Annotated in this window: 22 protein-coding genes; 17 read left to right on the plus strand and 5 right to left on the minus strand. The window is 68.9% G+C overall.

Annotated features, from left to right (window positions below; genetic code table 11):
* Positions 1-149: 149 nt before the first annotated feature.
* The 4 genes from ACK41C_RS08140 (at position 150) to ACK41C_RS08155 (ending at position 5,499) form a co-directional block, all read left to right on the plus strand.
* Positions 150-947, plus strand: coding sequence for a class I SAM-dependent methyltransferase (locus tag ACK41C_RS08140; protein ID WP_409652591.1), 798 nt, complete (start codon positions 150-152; stop codon positions 945-947).
* A gap of 110 nt (positions 948-1,057) precedes the next feature.
* On the plus strand, positions 1,058-2,845 hold the full coding sequence (locus ACK41C_RS08145) for an ABC transporter ATP-binding protein (protein ID WP_409652594.1): 1,788 nt from the start codon (positions 1,058-1,060) through the stop codon (positions 2,843-2,845).
* Positions 2,842-4,629 (plus strand): ABC transporter ATP-binding protein, encoded by a 1,788-nt coding sequence (locus tag ACK41C_RS08150; protein ID WP_409652597.1) that lies wholly within the window; start codon positions 2,842-2,844, stop codon positions 4,627-4,629. Before ACK41C_RS08145 ends, ACK41C_RS08150 begins: the two co-directional genes overlap by 4 nt.
* 63 nt (positions 4,630-4,692) lie before the next feature.
* Entirely contained in the window at positions 4,693-5,499 is an 807-nt protein-coding gene (locus ACK41C_RS08155) for a methyltransferase domain-containing protein (protein ID WP_409652600.1), read from the plus strand.
* Between the two features lie 66 nt (positions 5,500-5,565).
* Here the strand turns inward: ACK41C_RS08155 and ACK41C_RS08160 are convergent, their stop codons facing one another.
* Positions 5,566-6,768 carry a winged helix-turn-helix domain-containing protein gene (locus tag ACK41C_RS08160; RefSeq protein WP_409652602.1) on the minus strand — a complete coding sequence of 401 codons (1,203 nt, stop codon included), beginning with the start codon at positions 6,766-6,768 and terminating at the stop codon, positions 5,566-5,568.
* A 6-nt stretch (positions 6,769-6,774) separates the two neighbouring features.
* Complete coding sequence (gene ppk2, locus ACK41C_RS08165) at positions 6,775-7,536, minus strand: polyphosphate kinase 2 (RefSeq protein ID WP_409652604.1); 762 nt, start codon at positions 7,534-7,536, stop codon at positions 6,775-6,777.
* Between the two features lie 48 nt (positions 7,537-7,584).
* On the opposite strand from ppk2, the gene ACK41C_RS08170 reads away from it, so the two are divergent.
* Entirely contained in the window at positions 7,585-8,307 is a 723-nt protein-coding gene (locus ACK41C_RS08170; RefSeq protein WP_409652607.1) for a 16S rRNA (uracil(1498)-N(3))-methyltransferase, read from the plus strand.
* 79 nt (positions 8,308-8,386) lie between these two features.
* Positions 8,387-9,745: a glutamate--cysteine ligase gene (locus tag ACK41C_RS08175; RefSeq protein WP_409652610.1), complete on the plus strand. Its 1,359-nt coding sequence runs from the start codon at positions 8,387-8,389 to the stop codon at positions 9,743-9,745.
* 7 nt (positions 9,746-9,752) lie between these two features.
* Here the strand turns inward: ACK41C_RS08175 and ACK41C_RS08180 are convergent, their stop codons facing one another.
* Positions 9,753-10,256 (minus strand): DUF427 domain-containing protein, encoded by a 504-nt coding sequence (locus ACK41C_RS08180; protein ID WP_409652613.1) that lies wholly within the window; start codon positions 10,254-10,256, stop codon positions 9,753-9,755.
* A gap of 193 nt (positions 10,257-10,449) precedes the next feature.
* On the opposite strand from ACK41C_RS08180, the gene ACK41C_RS08185 reads away from it, so the two are divergent.
* On the plus strand, positions 10,450-12,396 hold the full coding sequence (locus ACK41C_RS08185) for a peptide MFS transporter (RefSeq protein ID WP_409652616.1): 1,947 nt from the start codon (positions 10,450-10,452) through the stop codon (positions 12,394-12,396).
* 73 nt (positions 12,397-12,469) lie between these two features.
* Here the strand turns inward: ACK41C_RS08185 and ACK41C_RS08190 are convergent, their stop codons facing one another.
* Both ACK41C_RS08190 and tldD read right to left on the minus strand, forming a co-directional pair.
* A complete protein-coding gene (locus ACK41C_RS08190; protein ID WP_409652618.1) occupies positions 12,470-14,509 on the minus strand; it encodes a TonB-dependent receptor plug domain-containing protein in 2,040 nt (679 codons plus the stop codon).
* 123 nt (positions 14,510-14,632) lie between these two features.
* Complete coding sequence (gene tldD / locus ACK41C_RS08195; RefSeq protein WP_409652621.1) at positions 14,633-16,063, minus strand: metalloprotease TldD; 1,431 nt, start codon at positions 16,061-16,063, stop codon at positions 14,633-14,635.
* Positions 16,064-16,391: 328 nt separating this feature from the next.
* On the opposite strand from tldD, the gene coxB reads away from it, so the two are divergent.
* The 10 genes from coxB to ACK41C_RS08245 all read left to right on the plus strand — a co-directional run bounded on the left by coxB (position 16,392) and on the right by ACK41C_RS08245 (position 25,540).
* A complete protein-coding gene (gene coxB, locus ACK41C_RS08200) occupies positions 16,392-17,357 on the plus strand; it encodes a cytochrome c oxidase subunit II (protein ID WP_409652624.1) in 966 nt (321 codons plus the stop codon).
* Between the two features lie 17 nt (positions 17,358-17,374).
* Positions 17,375-19,030, plus strand: a complete 1,656-nt coding sequence (gene ctaD / locus ACK41C_RS08205; RefSeq protein ID WP_409652627.1) for a cytochrome c oxidase subunit I — start codon at positions 17,375-17,377, stop codon at positions 19,028-19,030.
* A gap of 82 nt (positions 19,031-19,112) precedes the next feature.
* Positions 19,113-20,087, plus strand: a complete 975-nt coding sequence (gene cyoE, locus ACK41C_RS08210; RefSeq protein ID WP_409652630.1) for a heme o synthase — start codon at positions 19,113-19,115, stop codon at positions 20,085-20,087.
* Positions 20,084-20,236 (plus strand): hypothetical protein, encoded by a 153-nt coding sequence (locus ACK41C_RS08215; RefSeq protein ID WP_409652632.1) that lies wholly within the window; start codon positions 20,084-20,086, stop codon positions 20,234-20,236. The genes cyoE and ACK41C_RS08215 overlap by 4 nt, the downstream gene beginning before the upstream one ends.
* Positions 20,214-20,858, plus strand: a complete 645-nt coding sequence (locus ACK41C_RS08220) for a cytochrome c oxidase assembly protein (RefSeq protein WP_409652634.1) — start codon at positions 20,214-20,216, stop codon at positions 20,856-20,858. Before ACK41C_RS08215 ends, ACK41C_RS08220 begins: the two co-directional genes overlap by 23 nt.
* Before the next feature lie 76 nt (positions 20,859-20,934).
* Positions 20,935-21,813: a cytochrome c oxidase subunit 3 gene (locus tag ACK41C_RS08225; RefSeq protein WP_409652637.1), complete on the plus strand. Its 879-nt coding sequence runs from the start codon at positions 20,935-20,937 to the stop codon at positions 21,811-21,813.
* A gap of 5 nt (positions 21,814-21,818) precedes the next feature.
* The gene (locus ACK41C_RS08230) at positions 21,819-22,175 is read left to right on the plus strand and encodes a DUF983 domain-containing protein (protein WP_409652640.1); all 357 of its coding nucleotides are present in this window, start codon (positions 21,819-21,821) and stop codon (positions 22,173-22,175) included.
* Positions 22,168-22,887 carry an SURF1 family protein gene (locus ACK41C_RS08235; protein ID WP_409652643.1) on the plus strand — a complete coding sequence of 240 codons (720 nt, stop codon included), beginning with the start codon at positions 22,168-22,170 and terminating at the stop codon, positions 22,885-22,887. Before ACK41C_RS08230 ends, ACK41C_RS08235 begins: the two co-directional genes overlap by 8 nt.
* Entirely contained in the window at positions 22,887-24,278 is a 1,392-nt protein-coding gene (thrC, locus tag ACK41C_RS08240) for a threonine synthase (protein WP_409652645.1), read from the plus strand. Before ACK41C_RS08235 ends, thrC begins: the two co-directional genes overlap by 1 nt.
* A complete protein-coding gene (locus ACK41C_RS08245) occupies positions 24,275-25,540 on the plus strand; it encodes a M16 family metallopeptidase (protein ID WP_409653961.1) in 1,266 nt (421 codons plus the stop codon). Before thrC ends, ACK41C_RS08245 begins: the two co-directional genes overlap by 4 nt.
* The last annotated feature ends 5 nt before the right edge of the window (positions 25,541-25,545 follow it).

Consider the following 25,545-nt stretch of genomic DNA (forward strand, 5'->3'; position numbering starts at 1 on the left):
TTCCCCGCTTCAGCGGGGCTCTTCACAGCCGAGCCGATCTGCCGCCTCACCGCCGGCCCTGAGCGCGCCTTGCGCACGCCTCCCGGCGCTCCCCGATTCCGCGGGCCCCTCCACCGATAGCGGCCCGCCTGTCCCTCAAGGACGACGACATGCCTCTTCAAGACGCCATTTCCCCGGCGCCCAATTCTCCGACTTCCAACCGCTATGGCGCGCTCTGCACCGAGGTGTACGAGCTCGACAAGCCGCCGGGCTCGCTGGCCGACGTCGGTTATTACCTCAGCCGCCTGGCTGGCTTGGGCGGACCGATCCTGGAAGCCGGATGCGGTTCCGGGCGGCTGCTGATCCCGCTCGCCGAGGCTGGCCTCGACGTGACCGGCTTCGACCGTTCGGCGGACATGCTGGCGGTCTGCCGCCGCCATTGCGCCGATCGCGGGCTGGCGCCCTCCCTGCGGCAGGCGAGGTTCCAGGACTTCGCCTACGAGCGGGACTTCGCAGCCATCCTCGTACCGGTGGGGACCTTCACCCTCATCGACGGGTTCGACGAGGCCCTCGCGGTTCTCCGGCGATTCTTCGACCATCTGCGGCCCGGCGGACGGCTGATGATCGACCTTCTGCCGCTCGGCTACCTCGCCAACGAGACGCCCGACGTCCGCACCTGGACCGCGGACAACGGCGACCTCCTTCGCATCGAGGGCCGGCCGGTGGAGATCGACTTCGTGCGTCAACGCCGCGTCACCCACGACCGCTACGAGCGGTGGCGGGGCGGGCGGCTGGTGGAGTCGGAGCTGGAGGTCATGGCCTTTCGGCTGTGGGGCGAGAAGGAGTTCGAACTCGCCCTGCGGGCGGTCGGCTTTTCCGAGATCTCCGTCTGCGCCGACTACCAGTCGGGACGGCCGCCGCGACGATCCAGCCGCATCCTGAACTTCGAGGCCCTGCGACCCGCCTGACCGGCGCGTGGCGCGGCGAAAGCGCCGGGATCCGTCTCCTCCCCGACGGATCCCGGCGCCACCTCGACCCATCCATCCGGCCCCGTGCCGAGCATTCGAGTTCCATCGCCATGAGCGAGACCTTCGACGACGACGACAGCCGCCCCCGCACCTTGTCCAACCGGCAGGTGCTGGGCTTCATCTTCCGCCACTGGCTGCGGGAGCCGCGGTCCTTTGCGGCCATTCTCGGCCTGATGCTGCTGGCGACCGCCTGCGACCTCTCCATCCCCTGGGCGACCCGGGGCCTGATCAACGCCGTGGCCGCGCCGGAGCCGGTGAGCGAGGCCGCCTGGTGGGCCTGGGGCGGGCTCTCGGCGCTCTACCTGTCGTTCTACACCATGCGCAGCGCCATGTTCCGGGCGGCCAACGGCTTCTACGCGCGGATCATGGCCCGGATCGTCACCGAGGGCTTCCAGCGGGTGCAATCCTTCTCGGCCGACTGGCACGGCTCCAACTTCGCCGGCGCCACGGTGCGGCGGGTGAGCCGAGCCATGTGGGGCTATGACAGCGCCTCGGACGCCTTGCTGATGATGCTGGCGCCGACCCTGATCGTGCTGGCCGGCCTGGCGGTCTCCATGGGGCTGCGCTGGCCGCTGGCCGGACTCTTCGTCGGCGTCATGGTGGTGGGCTTCGCCGCCTACAACATCATCGCCTCGGTCCGATACACCCAGCCGGCCAACCGTATCTCCACGCGGCTCGACTCCTCCATCGGCGCTTCGCTCGCCGACGCCATCGGGGCCAATGCGGTGGTGAAGTCGTTCGGGGCGGAGGGCCGCGAAGAGGCGCGGTTCGCCCGCGTCGTCCACGCCTGGCGCGCGGCGGTGAACAAGACCTGGGACCGGTTCAACATCGTCGGCCTTGGCCAGAACCTGTTCCTGGTCGTCCTGCAGGCGGGCCTGACCGGCCTGCTCGTCCATGCCTGGAGCCAGGGGAACGCCACGCCTGGCGATGTCGCCTTCGCCATCACCTCCTTCGTGGTCATGGCCGGCTATATGCGGAACTTCAGCGAGATCACCCGCATGCTGCAGAAGGGGTTGGACGACATCTCCGACGTCGCCGCCTACATGCAGACCGAGCCGCAGCTGCGCGATCCGCCGGACGCCGCGCCCTTCCGGGGCGAACTGGGCCAGATCGTCTTCGACCGGGTGAGCTTCGGCTATGAGAACCAGCCCCAGCGGCTCTACGAGAACTTCAGCCTGGCGATCGCGCCCGGCGAGCGGGTGGCGCTGGTCGGGCCCACGGGTTCGGGCAAGTCCACCTTCGTGAAGCTGATCCAGCGGCTCTACGATCTCGACGAGGGCCGCATCCTGATCGATGGGCAGGATATCGCCGGCGTCGATCAGGGCTCTCTGCGCCGCGGCATCGCCGTGGTGCCGCAGGACCCGGCGCTGTTCCACCGGACGATCGCGGAAAACATCGCCTACGCACGGCCCGACGCCACCCGCGAGGAGATCATCCTGGCGGCGAAGCGGGCCCGGGCGCACGACTTCATCGCCCGCCTGCCGCTCGGCTACGACACGCCGGTGGGCGAGCGCGGGGTGAAGCTCTCGGGCGGCGAACGGCAGCGGGTGGCCATCGCCCGGGCCTTCCTCGCTGATGCGCCGATCCTGGTGCTGGACGAGGCGACCTCGTCCCTGGACGTGGAGACCGAGCGCCAGGTGCAAGCGGCGATGGAGGAATTGATGGTCGGCCGCACCACCATCGTCATCGCCCACCGCCTATCGACCATCCGCGGGGCCGACCGGATCCTGGTCTTCGATCGGGGCCGGATTGTCGAGGAAGGCCGCCATGCCGATCTCGTCCGCCAGGGCGGCGCCTATGCCCGCCTGCACGCTGTGACCGAAGGAAGCCTGACGTGACCGAGCACTACGAGGACACGGAGGACCAGAAGGAGAGGGTCCTCACCAACGGCCAGGTGCTCGGCTTCATCGCCGGCTTCTGGCTGCGGCGAAAGCTGCTGCTGGGCCTTGCGGTCGGGCTGACCCTGGTGGCGGTGGGCTTCGACCTCGCCCTCCCCTGGGCGGCCGGGCGCCTAGTCGACGCGGTCGCCGCCGGGCCGGCCAACGCCGACGGCGCCTGGCGAGCCTGGGCGGTGTTCGTCGGCGTCTATCTGGCCTTCGCCATCGTGCGGAACGTCGGCTTCCGGTTCTGGAACCCGCTGGCCGCGGCCAACATGAAGGAGATGACCGACGAAGGCTTCCAGCGCGTGCAGGCCTTCTCCGCCGACTGGCACGCCGACAACTTCGCCGGCGCCACCGTGCGGCGGCTGTCGCGGGCCATGTGGGGCTACGACATGGTCTCCGACGCGGTGGTGCTGTGGCTGGGGCCGGCGATCCTGGTTCTGGTGGGGCTGTCGCTGTTCATGATCGCCCGCTGGCCGCCGGTGGGGTTCTTCTCCCTGGCGGTGGTGGTCCTCTACATCGCCTCCAACCTGGTGCTGGCGGCGAAGTACGTGCGGCCGGCCAACCTGCGTTCGGTGGCGCTGGATTCCCGCATCGGCGGGGCCCTGGCGGACTCCATCTCCTCCAACCCCACGGTGAAGGCGTTCGGCGCCGAACATCGCGAGGAGGCGCGCATCGCCGGAGTCACGGCGCTCTGGCGGCGGCTGACGCTCATCACCTGGACGCGGTTCATCAATGTCTGGCTGTTCCACAACCTGATCCTGGTGGTGCTGCAGGCGGGTCTGACCGGCCTCCTGCTGCGGCTTTGGACCCAGGGACAAGCCACGCCGGGCGATGTCGCCTTCGCCATCACCTCCTTCATGCTGATGAGCGGCTATCTGCGGAACATCGGCGAGAACATCCGCATGATGCAGAAGGGGCTGGACGATGTGGAGGACGTGGCCCGCTACGCCCGCACGCCGGCCCAGGTGCTCGATCGGCCAGGCGCTCGACCCTTCCGGGGGCAGCTCGGCGAGATCGTCTTCGACCGGGCGACCTTCCGCTACAAGTCGGCCGACGAGCCGATCTACAGCGACTTCACCTTGCGGATCGCACCGGGGGAGCGGGTGGCGCTGGTCGGCCCGACCGGGGCCGGAAAGTCGACCTTCGTGAAGCTGATCCAGCGGCTCTATGATCTGGACGCCGGCCAGATCCTGATCGACGGGCAGGATGTCGCCCAGGTCGACCAGGGCTCCCTGCGCCGCAGCATCGCCGTGGTGCCTCAGGATCCGGCCCTGTTCCACCGGACGATTGCGGAGAACATCGCCTATGCTCGTCCAGAAGCGACGGAAGCCGAGATCGTGCTGGCGGCGAAGCGGGCGCGCGCCCATGACTTCATCGCCCGCCTGCCGCTTGGCTACCACACCCTGGTGGGCGAGCGCGGGGTGAAGCTCTCGGGCGGCGAGCGGCAGCGGGTGGCGATCGCCCGGGCTTTCCTGGCCGATGCGCCGATCCTGGTGCTGGACGAGGCGACCTCGTCCCTGGACGTGGAGACCGAGCGCCAGGTCCAGGCGGCCATGGAGGAGTTGATGGCGGGTCGCACCACCATCGTCATCGCCCACCGGCTTTCGACGATCCGCAACGCCGACCGGATCCTCGTCTTCGACCAGGGCCGCATCGTCGAGGAAGGCCGCCACGCCGATCTCGTCCGCAAGGGCGGCGCCTACGCCAGGCTGCACGCGGTGACGGAAGGGGCGGCCTGACCGCCCCTTTCTTGGCTCCCGGACCGCCTTGCGTCTAGATGGCGCAAAGGGAGGCCTTGGCGCGTGACCTACGCCGAACAGGTGGTGCAGTGGCTGCGGGACAGGTTGGCCCGCGATCCGCCGCTCGCCCAGCCGCGGGAGCTGAACACCGCGCTGCGGGTGCTGGCCATCTGGCGCTCGCGCATGATCGCCGAGGGCTATATCCGCCGCCACGGCGCCCGGATCATGCAGGGCCCATTCGCCGGCATGGAGTACCTGACCGTCGCCACCGAGGGCGCCCTGACGCCGCGGCTGATCGGGACCTACGAATCGGAACTGCACCCGCATATCGAGGCCTTCGCCGCCGAAGGGCTGGACTGCGTGATCGATGTCGGCTGCGCCGAGGGCTATTACGCCGTGGGTTTGGCGCGGCTGATGCCGCAGGCCACGGTGCACGCCTACGACATCCAGGAGAAGGCGCGGGCCGCCTGCGCCGAGCTTGCGGCGCGCAACGGCGTTTCCGACCGGGTCGTCATCGGCGAGGCCTTCGCGCCCGAGGGCTTCGAAGCGTTCAAGGACCGCCGGTGCCTGGTCCTGGTGGACATCGAAGGCGCAGAGGACGACCTCCTACGGCCGGATCTGTCCCCGGCCCTGGCTGGCATGAATCTGATCGTCGAGACCCACGACGTTTATCGCCCTGGCGTTCTGGCGCGGGTGACGGAGCGCTTCGCCCCCACCCACGACATCGTCCGCCTGGACCCCCAGCCCAAGACCCTGCCGCTGCCCGACTGGATGGCCGGCGCCAGTCATCTCGACCAGCTGCTCGCCGTCTGGGAGTTCCGCCTGGCGGCCACGCCCTGGCTGGTGATGCGGCCGAAGGCGAAGGCGTGACCTTCGACAGATGTCCCCCTCTGGGGGAGCTTTCGCCATAGGCGACTGAGGGGACGGTCTGGCTTGCTATGAAAGCGCGTCCGTCAACGCCCGCGCCAAATCCCCCTTCGGCCGCACCTCCACCCGCTCAAGCCCCAGCCACTGCGCCATCAGCTTCAGTTCGCCGGCCAGGCGCTCGGCCGTCTCGGCGTTTGCATCCGGCTCGGCGTGGGCGGATTGCACGGCCAGCACCCCGGCCTTCCGCTCGGCCTTCAAATCGACGCGCGCGGTGATCGTCTCGCCCTGCAGGAAGGGCAGGACGTAGTAGCCGTGGGTGCGCTTGTGGGCCGGTGTGTAGATCTCCAGCCGCACCTTCACTCCGAACAGGCGCTCGGTGCGTTCCCGGAACCAGATCAGATTGTCGAAGGGAGAGAGCAGGGCGCTGGCGGCGACCTTGCGCGGCCGGCGGGCGGCGGGGTCGAGATAGGCGGGTTGGCGCCAGCCCCGGACCGCGACAGAGAGCAGTTCGCCCGCCTCCACCAGTTCGACGATGCGGGCCTTTGCGTCGGCCACCGGCATGCGGAAATAGTCGCGAAGGTCCTGTTCGGTGGCGATCCCTTGCGCCCGCGCCGCGATCCGGATCAGTTCGCGCTGGGCCTCATCGCGGGGCGGGGTGGGCAGGTCGCGCACCGCGCGCGGCAGCACCTTCTCCGGCAGGCCATAGACCCGCTCGAAGGTCCCGCGCCGGGTGGCGGTGGTGAGATCTCCCACCCAGAACAGGCATTCGAGCGCCCGCTTGCCCTCGCTCCAGCCCCACCAGCCGCCCTGGCCCTTGGCGCCCAGCTCCAGGTCGGAAGCGGCCATCGGCCCGCGCCGCGCCACCTCGCCGAGAACCTTGTCGACGAAGTCGCCGTGGGTGCGCAGGAAGCGGGCGACCCCCTTCCAGACGCCCACCCCTTCGCGCGCGTCCTCCATGCGCCAGCGCAGCAGCGGCTGGGCGGAGAGCGGCAGCAGCGAGGCCTCGTGCGCCCAGTATTCGAGGAGGGCGGGCCGCTTGCCCCAGGCGATCTCCTCCAGCAGCGGCCGCGGATAGGCGCCCAGCCGCGAGAAGAACGGCAGGTAGTGGGTGCGCGAGACCACGTTCACCGAATCGATCTGGATCACGCCCAAGCGTTCGACCGTCTTGAGCAGGTGGCGCTTGCCGGGGGCGGCGGGGCGCCTGTCGGCGAAGCCCTGGGCCGCCAGGGCGATGCGGCGCGCCTCACGCGCGCTCAGGCTCTCCGGCGCCATTCCGCCTCAGGGGTTCAGACGCCCGTCGGGAATCACGTCGGGCGAGAACAAAAAGAGCACATCGGGATCGGGCGGTTCAACAGCCTTCGCGATCTCCGGGGGCGCGAAGGCGTGAAGCAGATGCCGCAGGATGTTCAGGCGCGCGGTCTTCTTGTCGTCGGTGACGACGCAGGCCCAGGGCGCCTCCCCAGTGTGCGTCCGGCGCAGCATCTCGTCCCGGGCCGCGGAATAGTCGGCCCACTTCTCCTGGGCCACAGCGTCCAGGGGGCTGATCTTCAGGGCTTTGAGCGGATCGGTGCGGCGGGCCTCCAGCCGCCGGGCCTGCTCCTCGCGCGAGATGTCCAGCCAAAGCTTGACGAGCTTGAGTCCGTTGCGCTCCAGCATGGCCTCGACCACGGGCGCGTCGCGCAGGAAGGCCTCCTGTTCCGCGGGGGTGGAAAAGCCCATCACCCGCTCCACGCCGGCCCGATTGTACCAGGAGCGGTTGAACAGGACGAGGTCGCCGGCCGCGGGCAGGTGATCGGTATAACGCTGGAAATACCACTCGCTGCGCTCCCGGTCCGATGGCTTGGGCAGGGCGACGGCGCGGGTGTGGCGGATGGACAGGTGCTCGACGATCCGCTTGATCGCCCCGTCCTTGCCGGCCGCGTCGCGGCCTTCGAAGATCACCAGCGCCTTGTCACCGGCCTCGATGGCGTGCTGCTGGTACTTCACCAGCGAGACCTGCAGGTGCTCGAGCTCGCGGTCGTATGCGTCGTCCTTGGCCATGCGCTCACCCTATGCCGCGCCGCCTCCGGGCGGCTAGAACCGCAATCCATGATCCGCCTGCACGTTCCGCACGACCTTGCGCCCGACGCCGAGCTTTCCCTGGACGAAGGCCAGAGCCGCTATCTGGCCGCCGTCATGCGCCGGACCGTGGGCGACGAGCTTCTGGTCTTCAACGGCCAGGACGGGGAGTGGCGCGCCCAGGTCGCAACGGTGGGCAAGCGGGCTGTGACCGTGCGGCTGCTGGCGCAGGAGCGGTCTCAGAGCCAGGGTCCGGACCTCGACCTCGTGATCGCCCTCGTCAAGCGCGCGCGGCTGGAGACTATCGTCGAGAAGGCGGCGGAACTGGGCGCCCGCCGAGTGCGCCTGGCGATCACCGAGCGCACCAACGCCGACCACACCAATGTGGCGCGCCTGCAGGCCATCGCCGCCGAGGCCGCCGAGCAGACCGGCCGGATGGACGTCCCCGAAGTCGTGGAGCCCGTGAAGCTCGACAGGCTGGTCGCCGACTGGCCGCCCGAGCGTGGCTTGCTCTTCTGCGACGAGGCGGGGGATGCGAAGCCGGCGCTGGACGCCCTGAAGGACGCGGCGGACGGGCCCTGGGCGATCCTGATCGGGCCCGAAGGCGGGTTTTCGCCGGCCGAGCGCGAGGTTCTGCGCAGCCTCCCGCAGGCGATCGCCGCCAGCCTGGGCCCCCGAATCCTGCGCGCCGACACCGCCGCGATCTCCGCGCTCACGCTCTGGCAGGCGGCCAAGGGCGACTGGCGGGCTTGAGCTTTCCGGATTTGCGCCCACCTGTGTGAACGGCGTAAAGATCGCGGCCGCTTTTAGGCAGGGGCTTGGGGAGTACGAGATGGCCGACGTCGTGACGGACGACCGACCCCTGACGTTCGAGGATATCCTCGCCTGGTTCGACGCCGGCGCGAAGCCCGCGGACCAATGGCGCGTCGGCGCCGAGCACGAGAAGTTCGTCTTCCGTCTGGGCTCGCACGAGGCCGTTCCCTATGACGGCGAGGCCGGCATCCGCGCCCTGCTGACGGGGCTGCAGCGTTTCGGCTGGCAAGGAGTCTACGAAGGCGAGAACGTCATCGCCCTGGAGCGAGGAGGCGCCAGCGTCAGCCTGGAGCCCGGCGGGCAGTTCGAGCTTTCCGGCGCGCCGCTGGAGACCATGCACGACATCTGTGAGGAGACCGGAACCCACCTGCAGGAGGTGAAGGTCGTCGCCGATGAGCTCGGCCTGGGATTCCTCGGCCTCGGCTTCACCCCGACCTGGCGGCGCGAAGACGTGCCGGTCATGCCCAAGGGGCGCTACAAGATCATGCGGGCCTATATGCCCAAGGTCGGCGGCCAGGGCCTGGACATGATGTTCCGCACCTGTACGGTCCAGGCCAATCTCGACTTCGCCTCGGAAGCCGACATGGTGGCGAAGTTCCGGGCGAGCCTGGCGCTCCAGCCCATCGCCACGGCGCTCTTCGCCAATTCGCCCTTCAAGGAGGGCAAGCCGACGGGCCTGCTTTCCACGCGCGCCAACGTCTGGACCGACACCGATCCCGACCGGACGGGGATGCTGGACTTCGTCTTCGCAGACGGCTTCGGTTACGAGGCCTACGCCAACTACATCCTCGACGTGCCGATGTATTTCGCCAAGCGCGGCGGCCAGTACGTCGACCTCGCCGGGAAGTCGTTCCGCAGGTTCATGGCCGGCGACCTGGCCGAACTGCCGGGCGAGAAGCCGAGCCTGAAGGACTTCGCCGACCACACCACCACCGCCTTCCCCGAGGTGCGCCTCAAGCAGTACCTGGAGATGCGCGGCGCCGATTCCGGTCCCTGGAGCCGCCTTTGCGCGCTTCCGGCGCTGTGGACCGGCATCCTCTACGATGCGCCCTCCCTGGCGGCGGCCTGGGACCTGGCCAAGGACTGGCAGGTGGAGGATCATGAGCGCCTGCGCGCGGACGTGGCCCGCCTGGGCCTCAAGGCGCAGGTGGGCGGCCGCTCGGTCCAGGACGTAGCCCAGGATATGGTGGCCATCGCAAAGTCGGGCCTGAAGAACCGCAACCGCCTGTCCGGCGGCATGGTCGACGAGACCGGCTACCTCGCCGAACTGGAGGAGATCGCCGCCAGCGGGGTCACCCCGGCCGAACGGCTGCTGGAGCTCTATCGCGGCCCCTGGGCCGGCGACGCCGGCAAGGTCTTCGAAGCCTTCGCCTACTGAGTTCCCGCTAGCGGACTCCGCCTTCGCCTGGGACCGCCACGGTCTCGACGTTCGGCGGCCAGTGCTCCTTCTGGCTGTGGCCGTCGCCGGCGTCGGTGTGCAGCACCACCTCGTCGACCTCGGTATGGGCGCCGCGCGGGTTCACCTGATGGTCGTCGCAGGGGTAGACCTCCACCTTGTCGGGATAGAAGGCCAGGCGCTCCCGAATCGCCTCCACGGCGGGGAAGGGGTCTTCGTAGGTCCAGACGGCGTTCTCGGCGAACTGGCCGTCCATCAGGATGGTGTAATAGGCCGCGTCCCCCTTGTAGGGGCAGTGGGTGCGCCGGTCGGTGCGGGCGAAGTACTCCATGGCCACGTCCTGGCGCGGGAAATAGACCACCGGCGGCAGGTCGGCTTCCTGCAGCACGAGGGCGTCGCCTGAGTCGGCGATCACGTGATTCTCGAACGAAACGCGCCAGCGGGTCTTGGCGGGCTTGACGGTGATCGGGTGGTCGGGACCTGGGGTCAGCATGGAAAACGCACCTCCTTCTCGCGGTCTCAACGCGCAAGATGGGGGCGTGGGTCCGCCCGAGCCAGGCCGCGGGTATCGGATTGCTTGTGCTGGGCTTTTGCGCGTGCTGTTCTTGCGCCCAATTCGCTCGGCCGGGGTGGAAACGACCCCGCGACTGCGCCGACCGTCATAAAGGATCGGAAGAACCGCCCTCATGAACATCGTCATCCTGCTCGGGATCGTCATCACCCTGGCGACCGGCATACCCGTCCTGCTGCAGCTCCTGCGAAACCATCCGCGGGGGCTGATCGTCCTGTTCTTCGCCGAGATGTGGGAGCGGTTCTCCTACTACGGGATGCGCGGCATCCTGATCTTCTATCTGACCCAGCAACTGCTGTTCGACGACGCGATGGCTGGCGCGCAGTACGGGTCCTACACCTCGCTCGTCTACCTGCTGCCGCTGATCGGCGGCCTTCTGGCCGACCGCTATCTGGGCACCCGCAAGGCCGTGGCCTTCGGGGCGCTGCTGCTGGTTGCGGGGCACCTGACGATGGCGGTGGAGGGCCGTCCGGCCCAGCAGACCCTGGTCTATGCCGGGCAGTCCTATGCCGTGGCGGCCGAGGGGCGGATGGAATCCCGCGAAGTCCGGCTGATGGTCGGCGACCAGAGCTACGAGTTCGGCCCCGCCGCCGGCGGTGGGCTGGAGATCAAGGGCCTGCCGGCCGGCGGGCCGCTGCCCCAGGTCCTGCCCGAAGGCAGCTACCAGATGGAGAAGCAGAGCGATCCCTTGGGCGTGAACGCCTTCTACCTCGCCGTTTCGCTGATCATCATGGGGGTGGGCTTCCTGAAGCCCAATATCTCCACCATCGTCGGCCAGCTCTATCCGCAGGGCGACCCGCGCCGGGACTCCGGTTTCACCCTCTACTATTACGGCATCAATCTCGGCGCCTTCTGGGCCTCGGTGCTCTGCGGCCTTCTGGGCCAGACGGTCGGCTGGTGGGCGGGCTTCGGCCTGGCCGGCGTCGGCATGGCGCTCGGCTTCGTGGTGTTCGTGCTCGGCAAGCCGCTGCTGGAAGGCAAGGGCGAGCCGCCGGACCCGGAGCGCCTGAAGGCGCCCGTGGCCGGACCCCTGAACCGCGAATGGCTGATCTACATCCTGTCGGTGCTCGGTGTCGGCGGGGTCTGGCTGCTCGTCCAGCGCAACGACCTGGTGGGCTGGGGCCTCGGCATCTCCACCGTCCTGTCGCTGGCCTTCATCGCCTGGTTCCTCATCGCCCAGTGCGACAAGATCGCCCGCGAGCGGATGATGCTGGCCCTGGTGCTGATCTTCGGCGCGGTGGTGTTCTTCACCCTTTTCGAACAGGCCGGCACCTCGCTCAACCTGTTCGCCGCCCGTAACGTCGACCTCTCGATCACCGGCCAGGCGTCCAGCTTCCTCGGCATTCCCATGGGCACGGCGGCGCAGCTGGCGGCGGCGGGCTTGGAGCCGATCGGCGGCTGGCTGTGGATCGACACCGCCATCGGCGCGGCCCAGACCCAGTCGTTCAACGCCGGCTTCATCCTGATCTTCGCCCCGATCTTCGCGGCGATGTGGGCGATGCTGAACCGGCGCGGCTACGGCTCCAACCCGGTGATGACCTTCGGCCTCGGCATCGTGCAGGTAGGCCTGGGCTTCCTGGTGGTGGTCTGGGGCGCGGGCATGGCCGACGCCAGCTACCGCGTGCCGCTGATGCTGCTGGGTCTGCTCTACCTCCTGCACACCACCGGCGAGCTCTTCCTCTCGCCCGTGGGCCTGTCGGAGATCACCAAGCTTTCGGTGGCCTCGGTGGTCTCGTTCATGATGGCCGTCTGGTTCCTGTCCTCGGCTATCGCCCAGTATGTGGGCGGCATCATCGCCGGGATGGCCGGCACCGAGACGGTGGGCGGCCAGGTGCTCGACCCGGCCGCGGCGCTGCGCAGCTCGCTGGAGGTCTTCGAGATGCTCGGCTGGTGGGGTCTTGGCATCGGCGTCGCCTTCATCGCGCTCTCCTTCTTCATCAAGCACTGGGCGCACGGGGTGAACGACCCGCAAGGGCATCAGCCCGAGCCGATCGCCCCAGTACTGGATGGCGAGCGCCAGGCGGTCAGCCCCGCCGCGATCCGCGCCGACCGCGAGCACTGATCGCGATCGGCGCAAACAGAAAGGCCGGGCGCTGCGAGGGCGCCCGGCCTTTTCCTTTGGCGCTGAGTGGGGATCAGCCGCCGAAGGTCTTGCGCAGCCGCACGTAGTACATACGGCCGAACTGCAGGTCGCGATCGTCGACGAACAGCACCGGGCTCGTTCCCCGGGGGCCCGCATAGACCGTGCGAGTTTCGCGGATGCCCCGTTCGGTGATGTTGGGCAGTTCGATCCGCAGCATCAGGTCCGGCCGCAGCTTCAGGTCCAGGAACGGCCGCACGAAGGTTTTCAGCTTCAGGCTCCGGACTTCGTTGAAGCGGTAGGAGGTCTCGCGCCAGCCGCCGAACACGTCGACGCCCCAAGTGGCGTTCCAGGCCGGCAGGTCCTGGCTGAAGGTGGCCTCCCATTCCAGCGGCCGCAGGCGCGAGATCTCGCGGTCCTCGCCGGTGGTGGGGTCGGTCACTTCCGAACGCCGCCAGGTCGCCTCGCCCTTCAGCTGCGCGCCTTTCAGGCGGAACCTCTCCAGCGGCAGTGTGAGGTTCAGGATCAGCTCGTCCTTGGTCCCGTCGCCGATATTGCTCGGCGCGTCGAACACGCCCGAGGTGGTGAAGATCGGCGCCCGGTCGATGGCGTCGGTCAGGGCCGAGTGGCGTAGGGTCACGACGATCACGCCGTCGCCCCAGAAGCGCTGCTCCACCGCCGCCTCGGTCACCCAGGCCTGTTCCGGATCGAGGTCGGGATTGCCGGCCGTGACCACCCCGGTGTTCAGCGAGGAATCGGCAACGAAATCGTCGAAGTTCAGCTGGCCCACGACGCGCTCGAAGCGGAAACGCAGCTGCGTCCCCGGGTTCGGCTGCCAGGTCGCTGCGAAACGGGGCTTTGCGAAATAGAGCGTCTTCTCCACCGACACGTCGCCCGATGAGGATATGGAGGAGGCCTCGTAGCGCAGGCCTGATTCCAGCGTCCATTCGGGCGCGGGCCGCCAGGTTCCCTTGGCGAAGGCCTCGCCGCGGGTCTCCTCCACCGTCACGTTCGCGGCCGGCAGGTCGACGGCCACGCCGTTTTCCGCAAGGCGCGTCTGGCTGTCGAGCTTGTTGTAGGCGCCCTCTCCGCCGAACTCGACCGAGAGCCGGTCGTCGAACCGATGTTTGATCACGCCCCGCCCGATGGTCTCGCTCGACTCCCGTTGGAGCCGGAAGTCATGGGTGTTGGGCGGCGAGACGGAGTGCTCGCCGATGTCTCGCTCCACGGTCTGGCGCAAGCCGATCAGCTCGATCTGGGTGCGCTCGCCGAAGGCGCGGGTGAAGCGGCCGCCGAGCTCGGTGTCCTTCCGCAGAAAAAGGCCGTCGGTCGTGACCAGCAACGGGGCCGGAAAAATGACGTTGCGGTCCTCCTCCTCCTTCCAGCGGTCCCAGAATATCCGCCCGTTCACCCGCACCTTGCCGCCCAGCAAGGGCTGCTCGTAGGCGCCCGTGAGGGTCTTCTGCAGGCCGTCGCTCTCGGAATCGATCTTGGAAAGTTGAAGCACCTCGCCGTTCGGTCCGACGCGGAAGCCCGGCCCGAAATCGCCGCCGTCATCGGCGCCGAAGCCGTAGCGCGCCGAGCCCTCCCAGTTGCGGCCGTCCTTGCCCCCGGAGAGCTCCAGCCGCACGCCGTGAAGGTTGCGCCCGTCATAGATGTGGTTGTTGGCCACGGCGAACAGGCCGCGGAAGCCGCCGCCGGACTTGCGCACCACATTGGCCACCACGGTGCGGCCCTGCATGTCGATCCCCGGCGCGCCGCCGCGGATCAGGTCGATGCGCTCCACCTGGCCCGCGGGGATCCGGCGCAGCAGCTCGTCGAGCGGATCGGTCTTGCTGGTGGGGCGCTGGCCGTCGATCAGCGCATTGCCGCCGCCGCCTTCGAAGCCGCGGATGGAATCCCCGGTGTCGAGCGTGAAGCCCGGCAGGCGCAGCAGCATCTCCCAGGCGTTGCCCGCCTGGCTGCCGGCGAAGAATTCCGGCGGGTAGCTGATCACGCCCTGAGCGGGCGCCTGGGCGGCGGGCGGCGCGCCGGCCGGCGCGTCCTGAGCGGCCGCAGCCAGCGCGAGGCTCGAGGCCAGGGCTGTAACAATCATGCAAGACAACTCCCCAATGTCGCGGTTACGTGACGCGCACCGGGGGTTTCGGGCCAATTAAATGCCCGTAAGGTGGATTAAATCGCCGAAAGGTTACGGGCTCCGCCGACTGTTTCGAGACGGTTACAGGCTGGTTCCGCCGACCGTCAGGCCGGTGATCTTCAGCGAGGGCTGACCCACGCCCACCGGCACGCTCTGGCCGGACTTGCCGCAGACGCCGACACCCGGATCGAAATCGAAGTCGTTCCCGATCATGGTCACGCGGGTCAGGGCCGAGGGCCCGTCGCCGATCAGGGTCGCGCCCTTCACCGGAGCGGCGATCTTTCCGCCCTCGATCAGATAGGCCTCGGTGCACTGGAAGACGAACTTGCCGTTTGTGATGTCCACCTGGCCGCCGCCGAAATTGGCGCAGTAGAGGCCGCGCTTGGTGGACGCGATCATCTCCTCGCGCGTATGGCTTCCGCCCTCCATGGCGGTGTTGGTCATCCGCGGCATGGGCATGTGTGCGTAGGACTGGCGCCGTCCGTTGCCGGTGGCCGAAAGTCCCATCAGCCGCGCGCTCATGCGGTCGTGCATGTAGCCCACCAGGATGCCGTCTTCGATCAGGACGGTGCGTTCGGTGGGCGTGCCCTCGTCGTCCACGGTCAAGGAGCCGCGGCGGCCGGGCAGGGAGCCGTCGTCGAAGACGGTGACGCCGGGTGCGGCCACCCGCTCGCCGATCCGACCCGAAAACGCCGAGGTGCCCTTGCGGTTGAAGTCGCCTTCCAAGCCGTGGCCGACGGCTTCGTGCAGCAGCACGCCGTTCCAGCCGGGGCCGAGGACGACGTCCATCTCGCCGGCCGGGCAGGGGACGGCTTCCAGATTCACTAGGGCCTGGCGCAGGGCCTCCTCGGCCTGGGCCTGCCATTTGCCGGCGTCGATCCAGGCTTCGAAGCCGGCGCGGCCGCCGGCGCCGGCGAAGCCGGTCTCGCGCCGCCCGTCCTTCTCCACCGTGACCTGGACATTGATGCGGCAAAGGGGCCGCACGTCGCGGATCAGCCGGCCGTCGGCGCGCAGGATCTCCACCGTGCGGCGCTCGCCCGCCAGGCTCGCCATCACCTGCACCACCCGCGGATCGCGGGCGCGCGCCCAGGCGTCGATCTCTTGCAGCAGCGCCACCTTGTCGGAGAAGGCGGGGGAAGCGGTCGGGTCCTCCTCGCCGTAGAGCCGCGTGTTGGTCGCCCGCGGCGCCGGATCGGCCGCGCCGGAATAGCCGCGCTTGGCGAGGGCCGAAGACTGGGCGGCGCGGCGGATCGCCGCCTCCGAAATCTCCGAAGCGTGGGAATAGCCCGCAGTTTCGCCCGCCACCACGCGAAGGCCGAACCCTTCCGAGGAATCATAGGCCGCCGACTTCAGCCGGCCGTCGTCGAAGAGGAAGGATTCGCTCTCCGACTTCTCGACGAACAGTTCGCCGTCGTCGGCGCCGGCGAGCGCCTCTCCCAGGATCTCCCGGGCGCGCTCGGGCGCGACGCCGGCGGAGTCGAGGATGGAGGGGGCGGAGACGTAAGCGTTCATGGCGGCCTTTCGGGGAGGGCGAACCTGCAACAGATAGGAGCTTGCGGGCCTTGCGTCATCCGCGCGGTTTCGCCGCGCGGCCGCATGCCGATTTTCGGATTCCGCCGTTCGCGGGGAAAGGCGGCGGCGCGCCTTGGGCGGCCCCGGATTCCTTACCCGCGACGCCGCATCGCCCGGTTTGCGCTCCAACCGCCTTGGCAAGCCTTGGCGGAGCGCGTATGGACCCCGGCTGAAGGGCGGGAACCGGCTTTCGGGGCCGTCCTCGATTCCAGTCGGCGGGGGCGATCGTCTTCCACGAGACGCGGCCGGCCAAGCAGACCGAGGGGACATGAAGTCTAGGTTTCAGGGGATGCGGGCGTGGGCGGCGGGGGCCGCCGCGGGCGCGACGTCGGCGTTCTGGGGCGTCCAGGCGCTGGCCGAGGAGTTGATGGGGCAACCGACGCCGATGGGCGTGGGCCTGCAGCCGGCGGCCTCGCCGCTGAAGCACGACGCGCACTTCTTCCACAACGGCGTGCTGATGCCGATCATCACCGCCATCTGCCTCTTCGTGCTGGCGCTGCTGATCTGGGTGGTCGTGCGCTACAACAAGCGCGCCAATCCGGTGCCGGCGCGCTGGAGCCACAACACCGTGGTCGAGGTGATCTGGACGGTGGTGCCCGTCCTCATCCTCATGTTCATCGCGGTGTTCTCGTTCCGCCTGCTGTTCGACTACCACAACATGCCCAAGCCGGACCTGACGGTTAAGGCGGTCGGCTACCAATGGTACTGGGGCTATGAATATCCCGATCACGAGGTCGGCGAATTCATCTCCAACATGCTGCCGGAGGACGAGGCCAAGGCCCAGGGCGTGCCGTTCCGCCTGGCTGCGACCGAGCCGATGGTCGTTCCGGTGAACAAGAACGTCCGGGTGCTGGTGACCGCCGCCGACGTGATCCACGCCTTCGCCCTGCCGGCCTTCGGCCTGAAGACCGACGCCATTCCGGGCCGGGTGAACGAGACCTGGTTCCGCGCCGAGCGGACCGGCACCTTCTACGGCCAGTGCTCCGAGCTCTGCGGCGTCGACCACGCCTTCATGCCGATTGAGATCAAGGTGGTGACCCAGGAGGAGTTCGACGCCTGGCTCGCCTCCAAGGGCGGCACGATCGCGCCGGCGGCTCCGGAAGCTGCGGCGCCTGCCGCCGGCGCCGAGCCGACCGCCACGATCAATCCGGCCGCGGCCGAATCGTCCGCCACGCCTCAGCCGACCTCCACGCCCGCTGCGCCCGCCGCTCCCGCGGCCGCGCCGGCGAACTGATCCAGGACACGCGTAAGATGGCACACGCCGCCGCTCACGATCATCACGACGCCGACCACAAGCCCGGCTTCTTCGCCCGCTGGTTCTTCTCCACGAACCACAAGGACATCGGCACGCTCTACATCCTGTTCGCCATCATGGCGGGCGTGGTGGGCGGGGCCCTGTCGGGCCTGATCCGCTGGGAGCTCGCCGAGCCGGGCATCCAGGTCTTCACCGAGGGCTCGCTGCTGGCGCAGCTGGGCCTGATCGAGCCGTCCAAGCACGGCTACAACGTGGTCGTCACCGCCCACGCCCTGATCATGATCTTCTTCATGGTCATGCCGGCGCTGATCGGCGGGTTCGGCAACTGGTTCGTGCCGCTGATGATCGGCGCGCCGGACATGGCCTTCCCGCGGATGAACAACATCTCGTTCTGGCTGCTGGTCGCCGCCTGGGTGCTGCTCTGCACCTCGATGTTCGTCGACGGCGGCCCGGGTAAGGGCTTCGGCGGCGGCTGGACGATCTATCCGCCGCTGTCGACCTCGGGCCACGCCGGCCCGTCCATGGACCTGGCGATCCTGTCGCTGCACCTGGCCGGCGCCAGCTCGATCCTGGGCGCGATCAACTTCATCACCACCATCTTCAACATGCGCGCGCCGGGCATGACCCTGCACCGGATGCCGCTGTTCGTCTGGGCGGTGCTGGTGACGGTGTTCCTGCTGCTGCTGTCGCTGCCGGTGCTTGCCGGCGCGATCACCATGCTGCTCACCGACCGCAACTTCAACACGCACTTCTTCGATCCCGCCGGCGGCGGCGATCCGGTGATGTTCCAGCACCTGTTCTGGTTCTTCGGACACCCGGAAGTGTACATCCTGATCCTGCCGGGCTTCGGCATCATCAGCCACATCGTCTCGACCTTCTCGAAGAAGCCGGTGTTCGGCTACCTGGCCATGGCCTACGCCATGGTGGCGATCGGCTTCATCGGCTTCGTCGTGTGGGCGCACCACATGTACACGGTGGGCATGAACATCAATCTCCGCGCCTATTTCGTGGCCGCGACCATGGTCATCGCCGTTCCGACCGGCGTGAAGATCTTCTCGTGGATCGCGACGATGTGGGGCGGGTCGATCGACTTCAAGACCCCCATGCTGTGGGCGATCGGCTTCATCTTCCTGTTCACCGTCGGCGGCGTCACCGGCGTGGTCCTGGCCAACGCCGGCATCGACTACAGCCTGCACGACACCTACTACGTGGTGGCGCACTTCCACTACGTGCTCAGCCTGGGGGCCGTGTTCGCGATCTTCGCCGGCTTCTACTACTGGTTCGAGAAGATGTGGGGCGTGAAGTACCGCGAGTGGCTAGGCGCCCTGCACTTCTGGATCACCTTCGTCGGGGTGAACCTGATCTTCTTCCCGCAGCACTTCCTGGGCCTGCAGGGCATGCCCCGCCGTTACGTGGACTATCCGGAGGCCTACACATACTGGAACCAGATCTCGTCGGTGGGCTACGTGATCACCGCCGTGGGCGTGGGCGTCTTCTTCCTGGTGCTGATCGAGGCGATGGTCTCCCGCCGCAAGGCCGAGGCCAATCCCTGGGGCGAAGGCGCCACGACGCTGGAGTGGACCCTGTCTTCGCCGCCGCCGTTCCACCAGTTCAACGAACTGCCGGTGATCAAGCCCGACGTCCACCACTAGGACCGGCTTGCCGGCACCTTTCCGGAGGGCGCGGGCCGGTCTCCCTGGCCCGCGCCCTTCAAAGGTTTCGAGAGTATTCCTGATGGCCATGTCGCCAGCCATTGCCAGAGCTTCGGCCCCCGCCCGGTGGCAGGACTATGTCCAGCTGCTGAAGCCGCGGGTGATGTCGCTGGTGGTCTTCACCGCGGTCACCGGCCTGGTCTGCGCCGACGCGGGGATGAACCCGGTGCTGGCGGCCGTCTCCATCCTCTGCATCGCGGTGGGCGCCGGCGCCTCGGCGGCCTTCAACATGTGGTACGACGCCGACATCGACGCCAAGATGCGGCGCACCCGCGGCCGGCCCGTGCCGGCCGGCCGGGTGCGCGGCGGGGACGCCTTGACGCTCGGCGTCGTCCTCTCGGCCTTCTCGATAATGCTGCTCGGCATGACCGCCAACTGGCTGGCGGCGGGCCTGCTGGCCTTCACCATCTTCTTCTACGCCGTCGTCTACACCATGTGGCTGAAGCGCTCGACGCCGCAGAACATCGTCATCGGCGGCCTCGCCGGCGCGCTTCCGCCGGTGATCGGCTGGGCCGCGGCGACGGGGAGCGTTTCTCTGAACGCCTGGCTGCTCTGCGCCATCATCTTCATGTGGACCCCGCCGCACTTCTGGGCGCTGTCGCTCTACACCAGCGAGGATTACCAGAAGGCCGGGGTGCCGATGATGCCCGTCACCGCTGGCCCGGCCGCTACCCGCCGGCAGATCCTGGTCTACAGCCTGCTCTTCGCGCCTCTGTGCCTGGCGCCGGCCTTCACCGGCCTGGGAGGGGCGGTCTATCTCGCCGTGGCGGCGGCGGGCGGCGCGGTGTTCCTGGTGCTGGCCTGGCGCGTCTTCCGCAGCCGGGCGGGCGAGGCCGCGGGTCAGCGCAACGACGACGGCCTCTATGACGTGAAGGCGGGCTCCAAGGACGCGCGCAACCTCTTCGCCTTCTCGATCCTCTACCTCACCCTGATCTTCGCCACCCTGCTGGCCGAGCGGATGCTCGCCCTGCCGCCGGCGGGAGGCCTGCTGCCGTGAACCAGCCGTCCCGCGATCCCCAAGCCGAAGCCAAGGCCCGCCGCGGCCGCAACATCGCGCTGGCGCTCGGGCTCGTGCTGTTCGTCATCCTCGTCTTCGTCGTCACCGTCGTTCGCCTGGGCGCCAATGTCGCAAGCCGGCCCTTCTGAGCCGCGCGCGGCCGGTCCGGCCGCCCGCCGCAACCGTAAGATCGCGCTGATCTGCGCCGGGTTCTTCTTCGGCATGATCGGCATGGCCTACGCCTCGGTGCCGCTCTATCGCGCCTTCTGCCAGCTCACCGGCTTCGACGGCACGGTGCGCAAGGCCGAGCAGGCGCCCGACAAGGTGCTGGACCGAAAGCTGACCATCCGCTTCGACGCCAACGTCCGGAACCTGCCCTGGAGCTTCGCGCCGGAGCAGAAGGCCCAGACCATCCGCATCGGCGAAACGGGCCTGGCCTATTTCAAGGTGACCAATCACGGCGAGGCGCCGATCACCGGCCGCGCGGTCTATAGCGTCGTGCCCGAAGCCGCCGGCGCCTATTTCCAGAAACTGGAATGCTTCTGCTTCTCCGACCAGACCATCGGGCCGGGCGAGACGGTGGAGTTCCCGGTCGTCTATTTCGTGGACCCGGAATACGCGACCGATTTCGAGACACGAGGCAAGGGGGAGGTCACCCTCTCCTACACCTATTTCCCGTCCGTCCAGCCAAAGGGCGGACAGAAGACCGCAGCGGCCACGCCGGGGAGCCATCCGTCGGCCCTTGGCGGAACGACCGGGGCGGGGCTATAGCGTCACGCGGAATATCCTGCGCCGGTTCGGAGAGAGCGGCCGGCGGCAAGGGGAATTGAGAGGGGTTAGGACCGAAATGGCCCACGGCGAAGTCAAGCACGATTACCACCTGCTGCCGCCCAGCCCGTGGCCGCTGGTGGGCTCCGTCGCCGCCACGGTGATGGCGCTGGGCCTGGTGGCCTGGATGAAGGGCCTGTTCGGCCTGCCGGCCGGCTCCTGGTGGCTGTTCGCCGCCGGTATGGCGGGGGTGCTCTACACCATGTTCGGCTGGTGGTCGGACGTGGTGAAGGAATCCCGCGCCGGCGACCACACCCCTGTCGTTTCCATCGGCCTGCGCTACGGCATGATCATGTTCATCGCCTCGGAGGTGATGTTCTTCGTGGCGTGGTTCTGGATCTTCTTCGAGATGGCCCTCTTCCACGAGTCCCGGACGCTCTCGGCGATCGAGGAAGTCCGCGCCGCCTGGGCCACCTGGCCGCCTCAGGGCATCGAGACCGTGCCGGCTTGGAACCTGCCGCTGGTCAACACCCTCACCCTGCTGCTCTCCGGCACCACCGTCACCTGGGCGCACCACGCCCTGCAGACCGGCGACCGCAAGGGCGCGAAGATCGGCCTGACCCTGACCGTGCTGCTGGGGATCCTGTTCACCGCGATCCAGGCGTACGAGTATCACCACATCCTCAGCCACAACTACTTCTTCGGCGGCGAGGGCGCGGAGAACTCGGGCCTCTACGGTTCGTCCTTCTTCATGGCGACCGGCTTCCACGGCTTCCACGTGCTGATCGGCACCATCTTCCTGCTGGTCTGCCTGATCCGCCTGCTGCGCGGCGGGTTCACCCCGCAGAAGCACTTCGGCTTCGAAGCCGCCGCCTGGTACTGGCACTTCGTGGACGTGGTCTGGCTCTTCCTCTTCGCCTTCATCTACGTGGTGTTCGGCGGAGCCGGCGGCCACTGACGGGGATGGACGCCCCGCAGCAGCTTCTGGCGGGCCTGCGCGGCCGCTGCCCGAATTGCGGGACGGGGCGTCTCTTCCAGGGCTTCCTGGCCGTCGCGCCATCCTGCGAGGCGTGCGGCTACGACCTGGCCAAGGCCGATTCCGGCGACGGCCCGGCCGTATTCGTGATCCTGATCGCAGGCTTCCTCTGCGCCTTCGCAGCCCTGTTCGTCGAGATCGCTTATCGGCCCCCGATCTGGGTGCACCTCGTCGTCTTCCTGCCCCTGACGCTGGTGGTCTGCCTGGCGCTGCTGCGGCCGATGAAGGGGCTGATGCTGGCCGCCCAGTTCGCCTACAAGGCCTCCGAAGCGCGGAATGACTGACCGCCGCTTCCCGCTCGGCCTCACCCTGGCGACGGTCGTGGCGCTGGCGATCCTGATCGGCCTGGGATCCTGGCAGGTCCAGCGCCTGGTCTGGAAACGCGACCTGCTCGCCCGCATCGAACAGGCGCAGTCCGCGCCGCCCCAGGCGCTGGCGCCGGTCCTCGCCCGCGTCGAAGCTGGCGAAGAGGCCGAGTTCACCCGCGTATGGGCGACCTGCCCGGGCCTGGCCGCCGCACCCTATCTGCAGCTCTACGCGCTGAAGGACGGCCAAGCCGGCGTGCGCCTGATTTCCGCCTGTCCGCTCGAAGGCGCGCCCTATGGTGCGATTCTCGTGGACCGGGGCTTCGTCGCCGACGACATCTCCGCCCGCCCGCTGGTTGATCACGCCGACCGCGCGACGGTGGAGGTCGCTGGAATGCTGCGCGCGCCGCAGCCCGGCACCTTCGTCACCCCGCCCAACGACCCCGCCGCCAACCGCTGGTTCACGCGCGACGTCGCCGCCATGGCCCAGGCCCTGCAGGCGCCCGATCCCGCACCGCTGATGCTCGCGGCCGAGACCTCGTCCAATCCTGAATGGCTGGCGCTCCAGCCGGCGCCGCTGCCGGCCGCCATTTCCAACCGGCACCTCGAATATGCGGTGACGTGGTTCGGCCTTGCCGCCGCCCTGGCCGGCGTCTATGCCGCCATGCTCTGGCGGAAATGGAAGGCCTGATGCGGTACGTCTCCACCCGGGGCCAGGCGCCTGCGGTCGGCTTCATCGATGCGATCCTCTCGGGCCTCGCGCCCGACGGCGGCCTCTATGTGCCGGAGAGCTGGCCCGCGTTCAGCCATGACGAGATCGCCGCCTTCGCCGGCCGTCCCTATGCCGAGGTGGCCACCGAGGTCCTGGCCCGTTTCGTGGGCGCCGAGATCGCCCGCGAGGATCTGGCGGTCATGTGCTCCGAAGCCTACGCCACCTTCACCCACGCCGCCGTCGTGCCGCTGAAGCAGATCGGCCCGGCGGCCTTCGTCGCCGAGCTGTTCCACGGGCCGAGCCTGGCCTTCAAGGATGTGGCCATGCAGCTGCTTGCGCGGCTCTCCGACCACGTCCTGGGCGCCCAGAACCGCACCCAGACCATCCTGTGCGCCACGTCCGGCGACACCGGAGGCGCGGCGGTCGAGGCTTTCCGCGGCCGCGCCAACACCAAGCTTGTGGTGATGTTCCCCGACGGCCGGATCTCCGAGGTCCAGCGCCGGTTCATGACCACGGCGGAGGAGGACAACGTCCGCTGCGTGGCCGTGGACGGCGACTTCGATGACTGCCAGGCGATCCTGAAAACCGCCCTGGCCGACGCCGGCCTGAAGCAGTCGGTCGGGCTCTCCGCGGTCAATTCCATCAACTTCGCCCGCATCGTGGCCCAGTCGGTCTATTACTTCACCACCGCCGTGGCGCTCGGCGCGCCGCACCGGGAGATCGCCTTCTCCGTCCCTTCCGGCAATTTCGGCGACGGCTTCGCCGGCTATGTGGCCAAGCGCATGGGCCTGCCGATCTCGCGCATCGTGGTGGCGACCAACACCAACGACATCCTGGCCCGCGCCTTCGAGGAGGGCCGCTATGTCCGCGGCATGACCGCGCCGACCCAGTCGCCGGCCATGGACATCCAGTCGGCCTCCAACTTCGAGCGGCTCTATTTCGAAAGCGTGCGCCGCGACGGTGTGGAAACCGCCCGCGCCTTCGCCGCCTTCGCCGAGGCCGGCGTGATCGACATCCCGCCCCAGGCGCTCTCCGCCATGCGCGAGACCTTCGCCGGCGTCTCGGTCAGCGAGATCGAAACCAGCCGCACCATGGTCGCCACCCTCAACGAGACGGGTGAACTGATCGATCCGCACACGGCCGTCGGCGTGGCGGGCTTGCGCCGGGCCGCCGACGTGGCCGCGCCCGTGGTGGTGCTCTCCACCGCCCACCCCGCCAAGTTCCCCGACACGGTCGCCGCCGCCACTGGCGAGACGCCGCGCCTGCCCCGAGCGGCGCAGGGGCTTGCTGCCAAGGCCGAGCGCTTCGATCGCCTGCCCGCCGACGCCCAGGCGGTGAAGACCTATGTGCGGGACTTCGCGGAGGGCTGACCCTGGCCTCGCTGCACACCCTCTCCAACGGCGTCCGCGTCGTCTGCGATCCGGTTCCCGGCCTGGAGACCGCGGCGCTTTCGGTCGTCGCCGGCCGCGGCGCGCGAGTCGAGGACGCCGGCCGCTCCGGCTGGTCGCATCTGCTTGAGCATATGGTGTTCAAGGGCGCCGGAGGGCGCTCGGCCCAGGAGATCGTCGAAGCGGTGGAAGGCCAGGGCGGCCAGATCAACGCCGCCACCGGCTATGAGCGCACAAGCTTCCAGGCCCGCACCCTGGCCGGCGGCCTCGACCTGGCCAGCGCGGTGATCGCCGATCTCGTTCAGCGACCCACGCTGGACGCCGGGGACCTCGTCCGCGAGATCCAAGTGGTCGGCCAGGAGATCGCCGAGGCGGCCGACACGCCCGACGACATCGTCTTCGAAATGGCCCAGGAGGCGGCGTTCGAGGACCAGCCCCTTGGACGTTCGATCCTGGGAACCGACGCCTCCATCGGCCGGGCGACGCCGCAGGCCCTGGCCGAATGGCGTGCGGCGCTCTACGCGCCCGACGCCCTGGTGGTGGCCGCCTCCGGCGCGGTGGACGAGGACGAGCTGCTGCGCCTGGCCGAACGGGACTTCGGAGAGGCGGCGGGCGCCCCGGCGCCGCCGGCGCTCGGGGCCGCCTTCACGGGCGGACGGCGCACGGCGGCCAAGTCGCTGGAACAGGCCAATCTCGTCTTCCTGCTGCCGACCGTGGGCGTGCGCGATCCGGACTATTTCGCCTTGCGGCTCTACGCGGAGATCCTCGGCGGCGGCATGGCTTCGCGGCTCTTCCAGGAAGCCCGAGAAAAGCGCGGCCTCGCCTATGCGGTCGACGCCTATGCCGAAACCTATTCCGACGTGGGGGCGCTGGGCGTGTTCGCCGGCTGCGCGGCGAAGGATGCGGCGGAGCTGGCCAAGGTCGCCGCCGGTGAGATCGCGGCCATGGCGGACGGCGTGACCGAGGCCGAGCTGGCCCGCGCCAAGGCCCAGCTGAAGGCGGCCATGTTCATGGCCCGCGAATCCACCCTCGCCCGCGCCGAGCAGGCGGCTGGCCAGGTGCTGCTGTTCGGCCGGCCGCTGAGCCCCGCCGAGATCGCCGAACAGATCGACAGCGTCGGCGCCGCGGACCTCGCCCGGATCGGCGCGGCCGTGCTGGAGCCGCGGCGGGCGGCCCTCAGCGCGCTTGGCCCCAAGGGTGCACTGAAGGCGCCGGACGCCTTCGAGCGGGCGCTGTTCGGCTGAGAGTT

Source organism: Phenylobacterium sp., assembly GCF_046290725.1.
GTDB lineage: Bacteria > Pseudomonadota > Alphaproteobacteria > Caulobacterales > Caulobacteraceae > Phenylobacterium.

What these genes read in the sequence shown, in the direction of transcription:
- ACK41C_RS08140 (WP_409652591.1), top strand. Translation starts at nt 150, where the DNA reads ATGCCTCTTCAAGACGCCATTTCCCCGGCGCCCAATTCTCCGACTTCC.
- ACK41C_RS08145 (WP_409652594.1), top strand. Translation starts at nt 1,058, where the DNA reads ATGAGCGAGACCTTCGACGACGACGACAGCCGCCCCCGCACCTTGTCC.
- ACK41C_RS08160 (WP_409652602.1), bottom strand. Translation starts at nt 6,768, where the DNA reads ATGGCGCCGGAGAGCCTGAGCGCGCGTGAGGCGCGCCGCATCGCCCTG.
- ppk2 (WP_409652604.1), bottom strand. Translation starts at nt 7,536, where the DNA reads ATGGCCAAGGACGACGCATACGACCGCGAGCTCGAGCACCTGCAGGTC.
- ACK41C_RS08170 (WP_409652607.1), top strand. Translation starts at nt 7,585, where the DNA reads ATGATCCGCCTGCACGTTCCGCACGACCTTGCGCCCGACGCCGAGCTT.
- ACK41C_RS08175 (WP_409652610.1), top strand. Translation starts at nt 8,387, where the DNA reads ATGGCCGACGTCGTGACGGACGACCGACCCCTGACGTTCGAGGATATC.
- ACK41C_RS08180 (WP_409652613.1), bottom strand. Translation starts at nt 10,256, where the DNA reads ATGCTGACCCCAGGTCCCGACCACCCGATCACCGTCAAGCCCGCCAAG.
- ACK41C_RS08185 (WP_409652616.1), top strand. Translation starts at nt 10,450, where the DNA reads ATGAACATCGTCATCCTGCTCGGGATCGTCATCACCCTGGCGACCGGC.
- ACK41C_RS08190 (WP_409652618.1), bottom strand. Translation starts at nt 14,509, where the DNA reads ATGATTGTTACAGCCCTGGCCTCGAGCCTCGCGCTGGCTGCGGCCGCT.
- tldD (WP_409652621.1), bottom strand. Translation starts at nt 16,063, where the DNA reads ATGAACGCTTACGTCTCCGCCCCCTCCATCCTCGACTCCGCCGGCGTC.
- coxB (WP_409652624.1), top strand. Translation starts at nt 16,392, where the DNA reads ATGAAGTCTAGGTTTCAGGGGATGCGGGCGTGGGCGGCGGGGGCCGCC.
- ctaD (WP_409652627.1), top strand. Translation starts at nt 17,375, where the DNA reads ATGGCACACGCCGCCGCTCACGATCATCACGACGCCGACCACAAGCCC.
- cyoE (WP_409652630.1), top strand. Translation starts at nt 19,113, where the DNA reads ATGGCCATGTCGCCAGCCATTGCCAGAGCTTCGGCCCCCGCCCGGTGG.
- ACK41C_RS08220 (WP_409652634.1), top strand. Translation starts at nt 20,214, where the DNA reads ATGTCGCAAGCCGGCCCTTCTGAGCCGCGCGCGGCCGGTCCGGCCGCC.
- ACK41C_RS08225 (WP_409652637.1), top strand. Translation starts at nt 20,935, where the DNA reads ATGGCCCACGGCGAAGTCAAGCACGATTACCACCTGCTGCCGCCCAGC.
- ACK41C_RS08230 (WP_409652640.1), top strand. Translation starts at nt 21,819, where the DNA reads ATGGACGCCCCGCAGCAGCTTCTGGCGGGCCTGCGCGGCCGCTGCCCG.
- ACK41C_RS08235 (WP_409652643.1), top strand. Translation starts at nt 22,168, where the DNA reads ATGACTGACCGCCGCTTCCCGCTCGGCCTCACCCTGGCGACGGTCGTG.
- thrC (WP_409652645.1), top strand. Translation starts at nt 22,887, where the DNA reads ATGCGGTACGTCTCCACCCGGGGCCAGGCGCCTGCGGTCGGCTTCATC.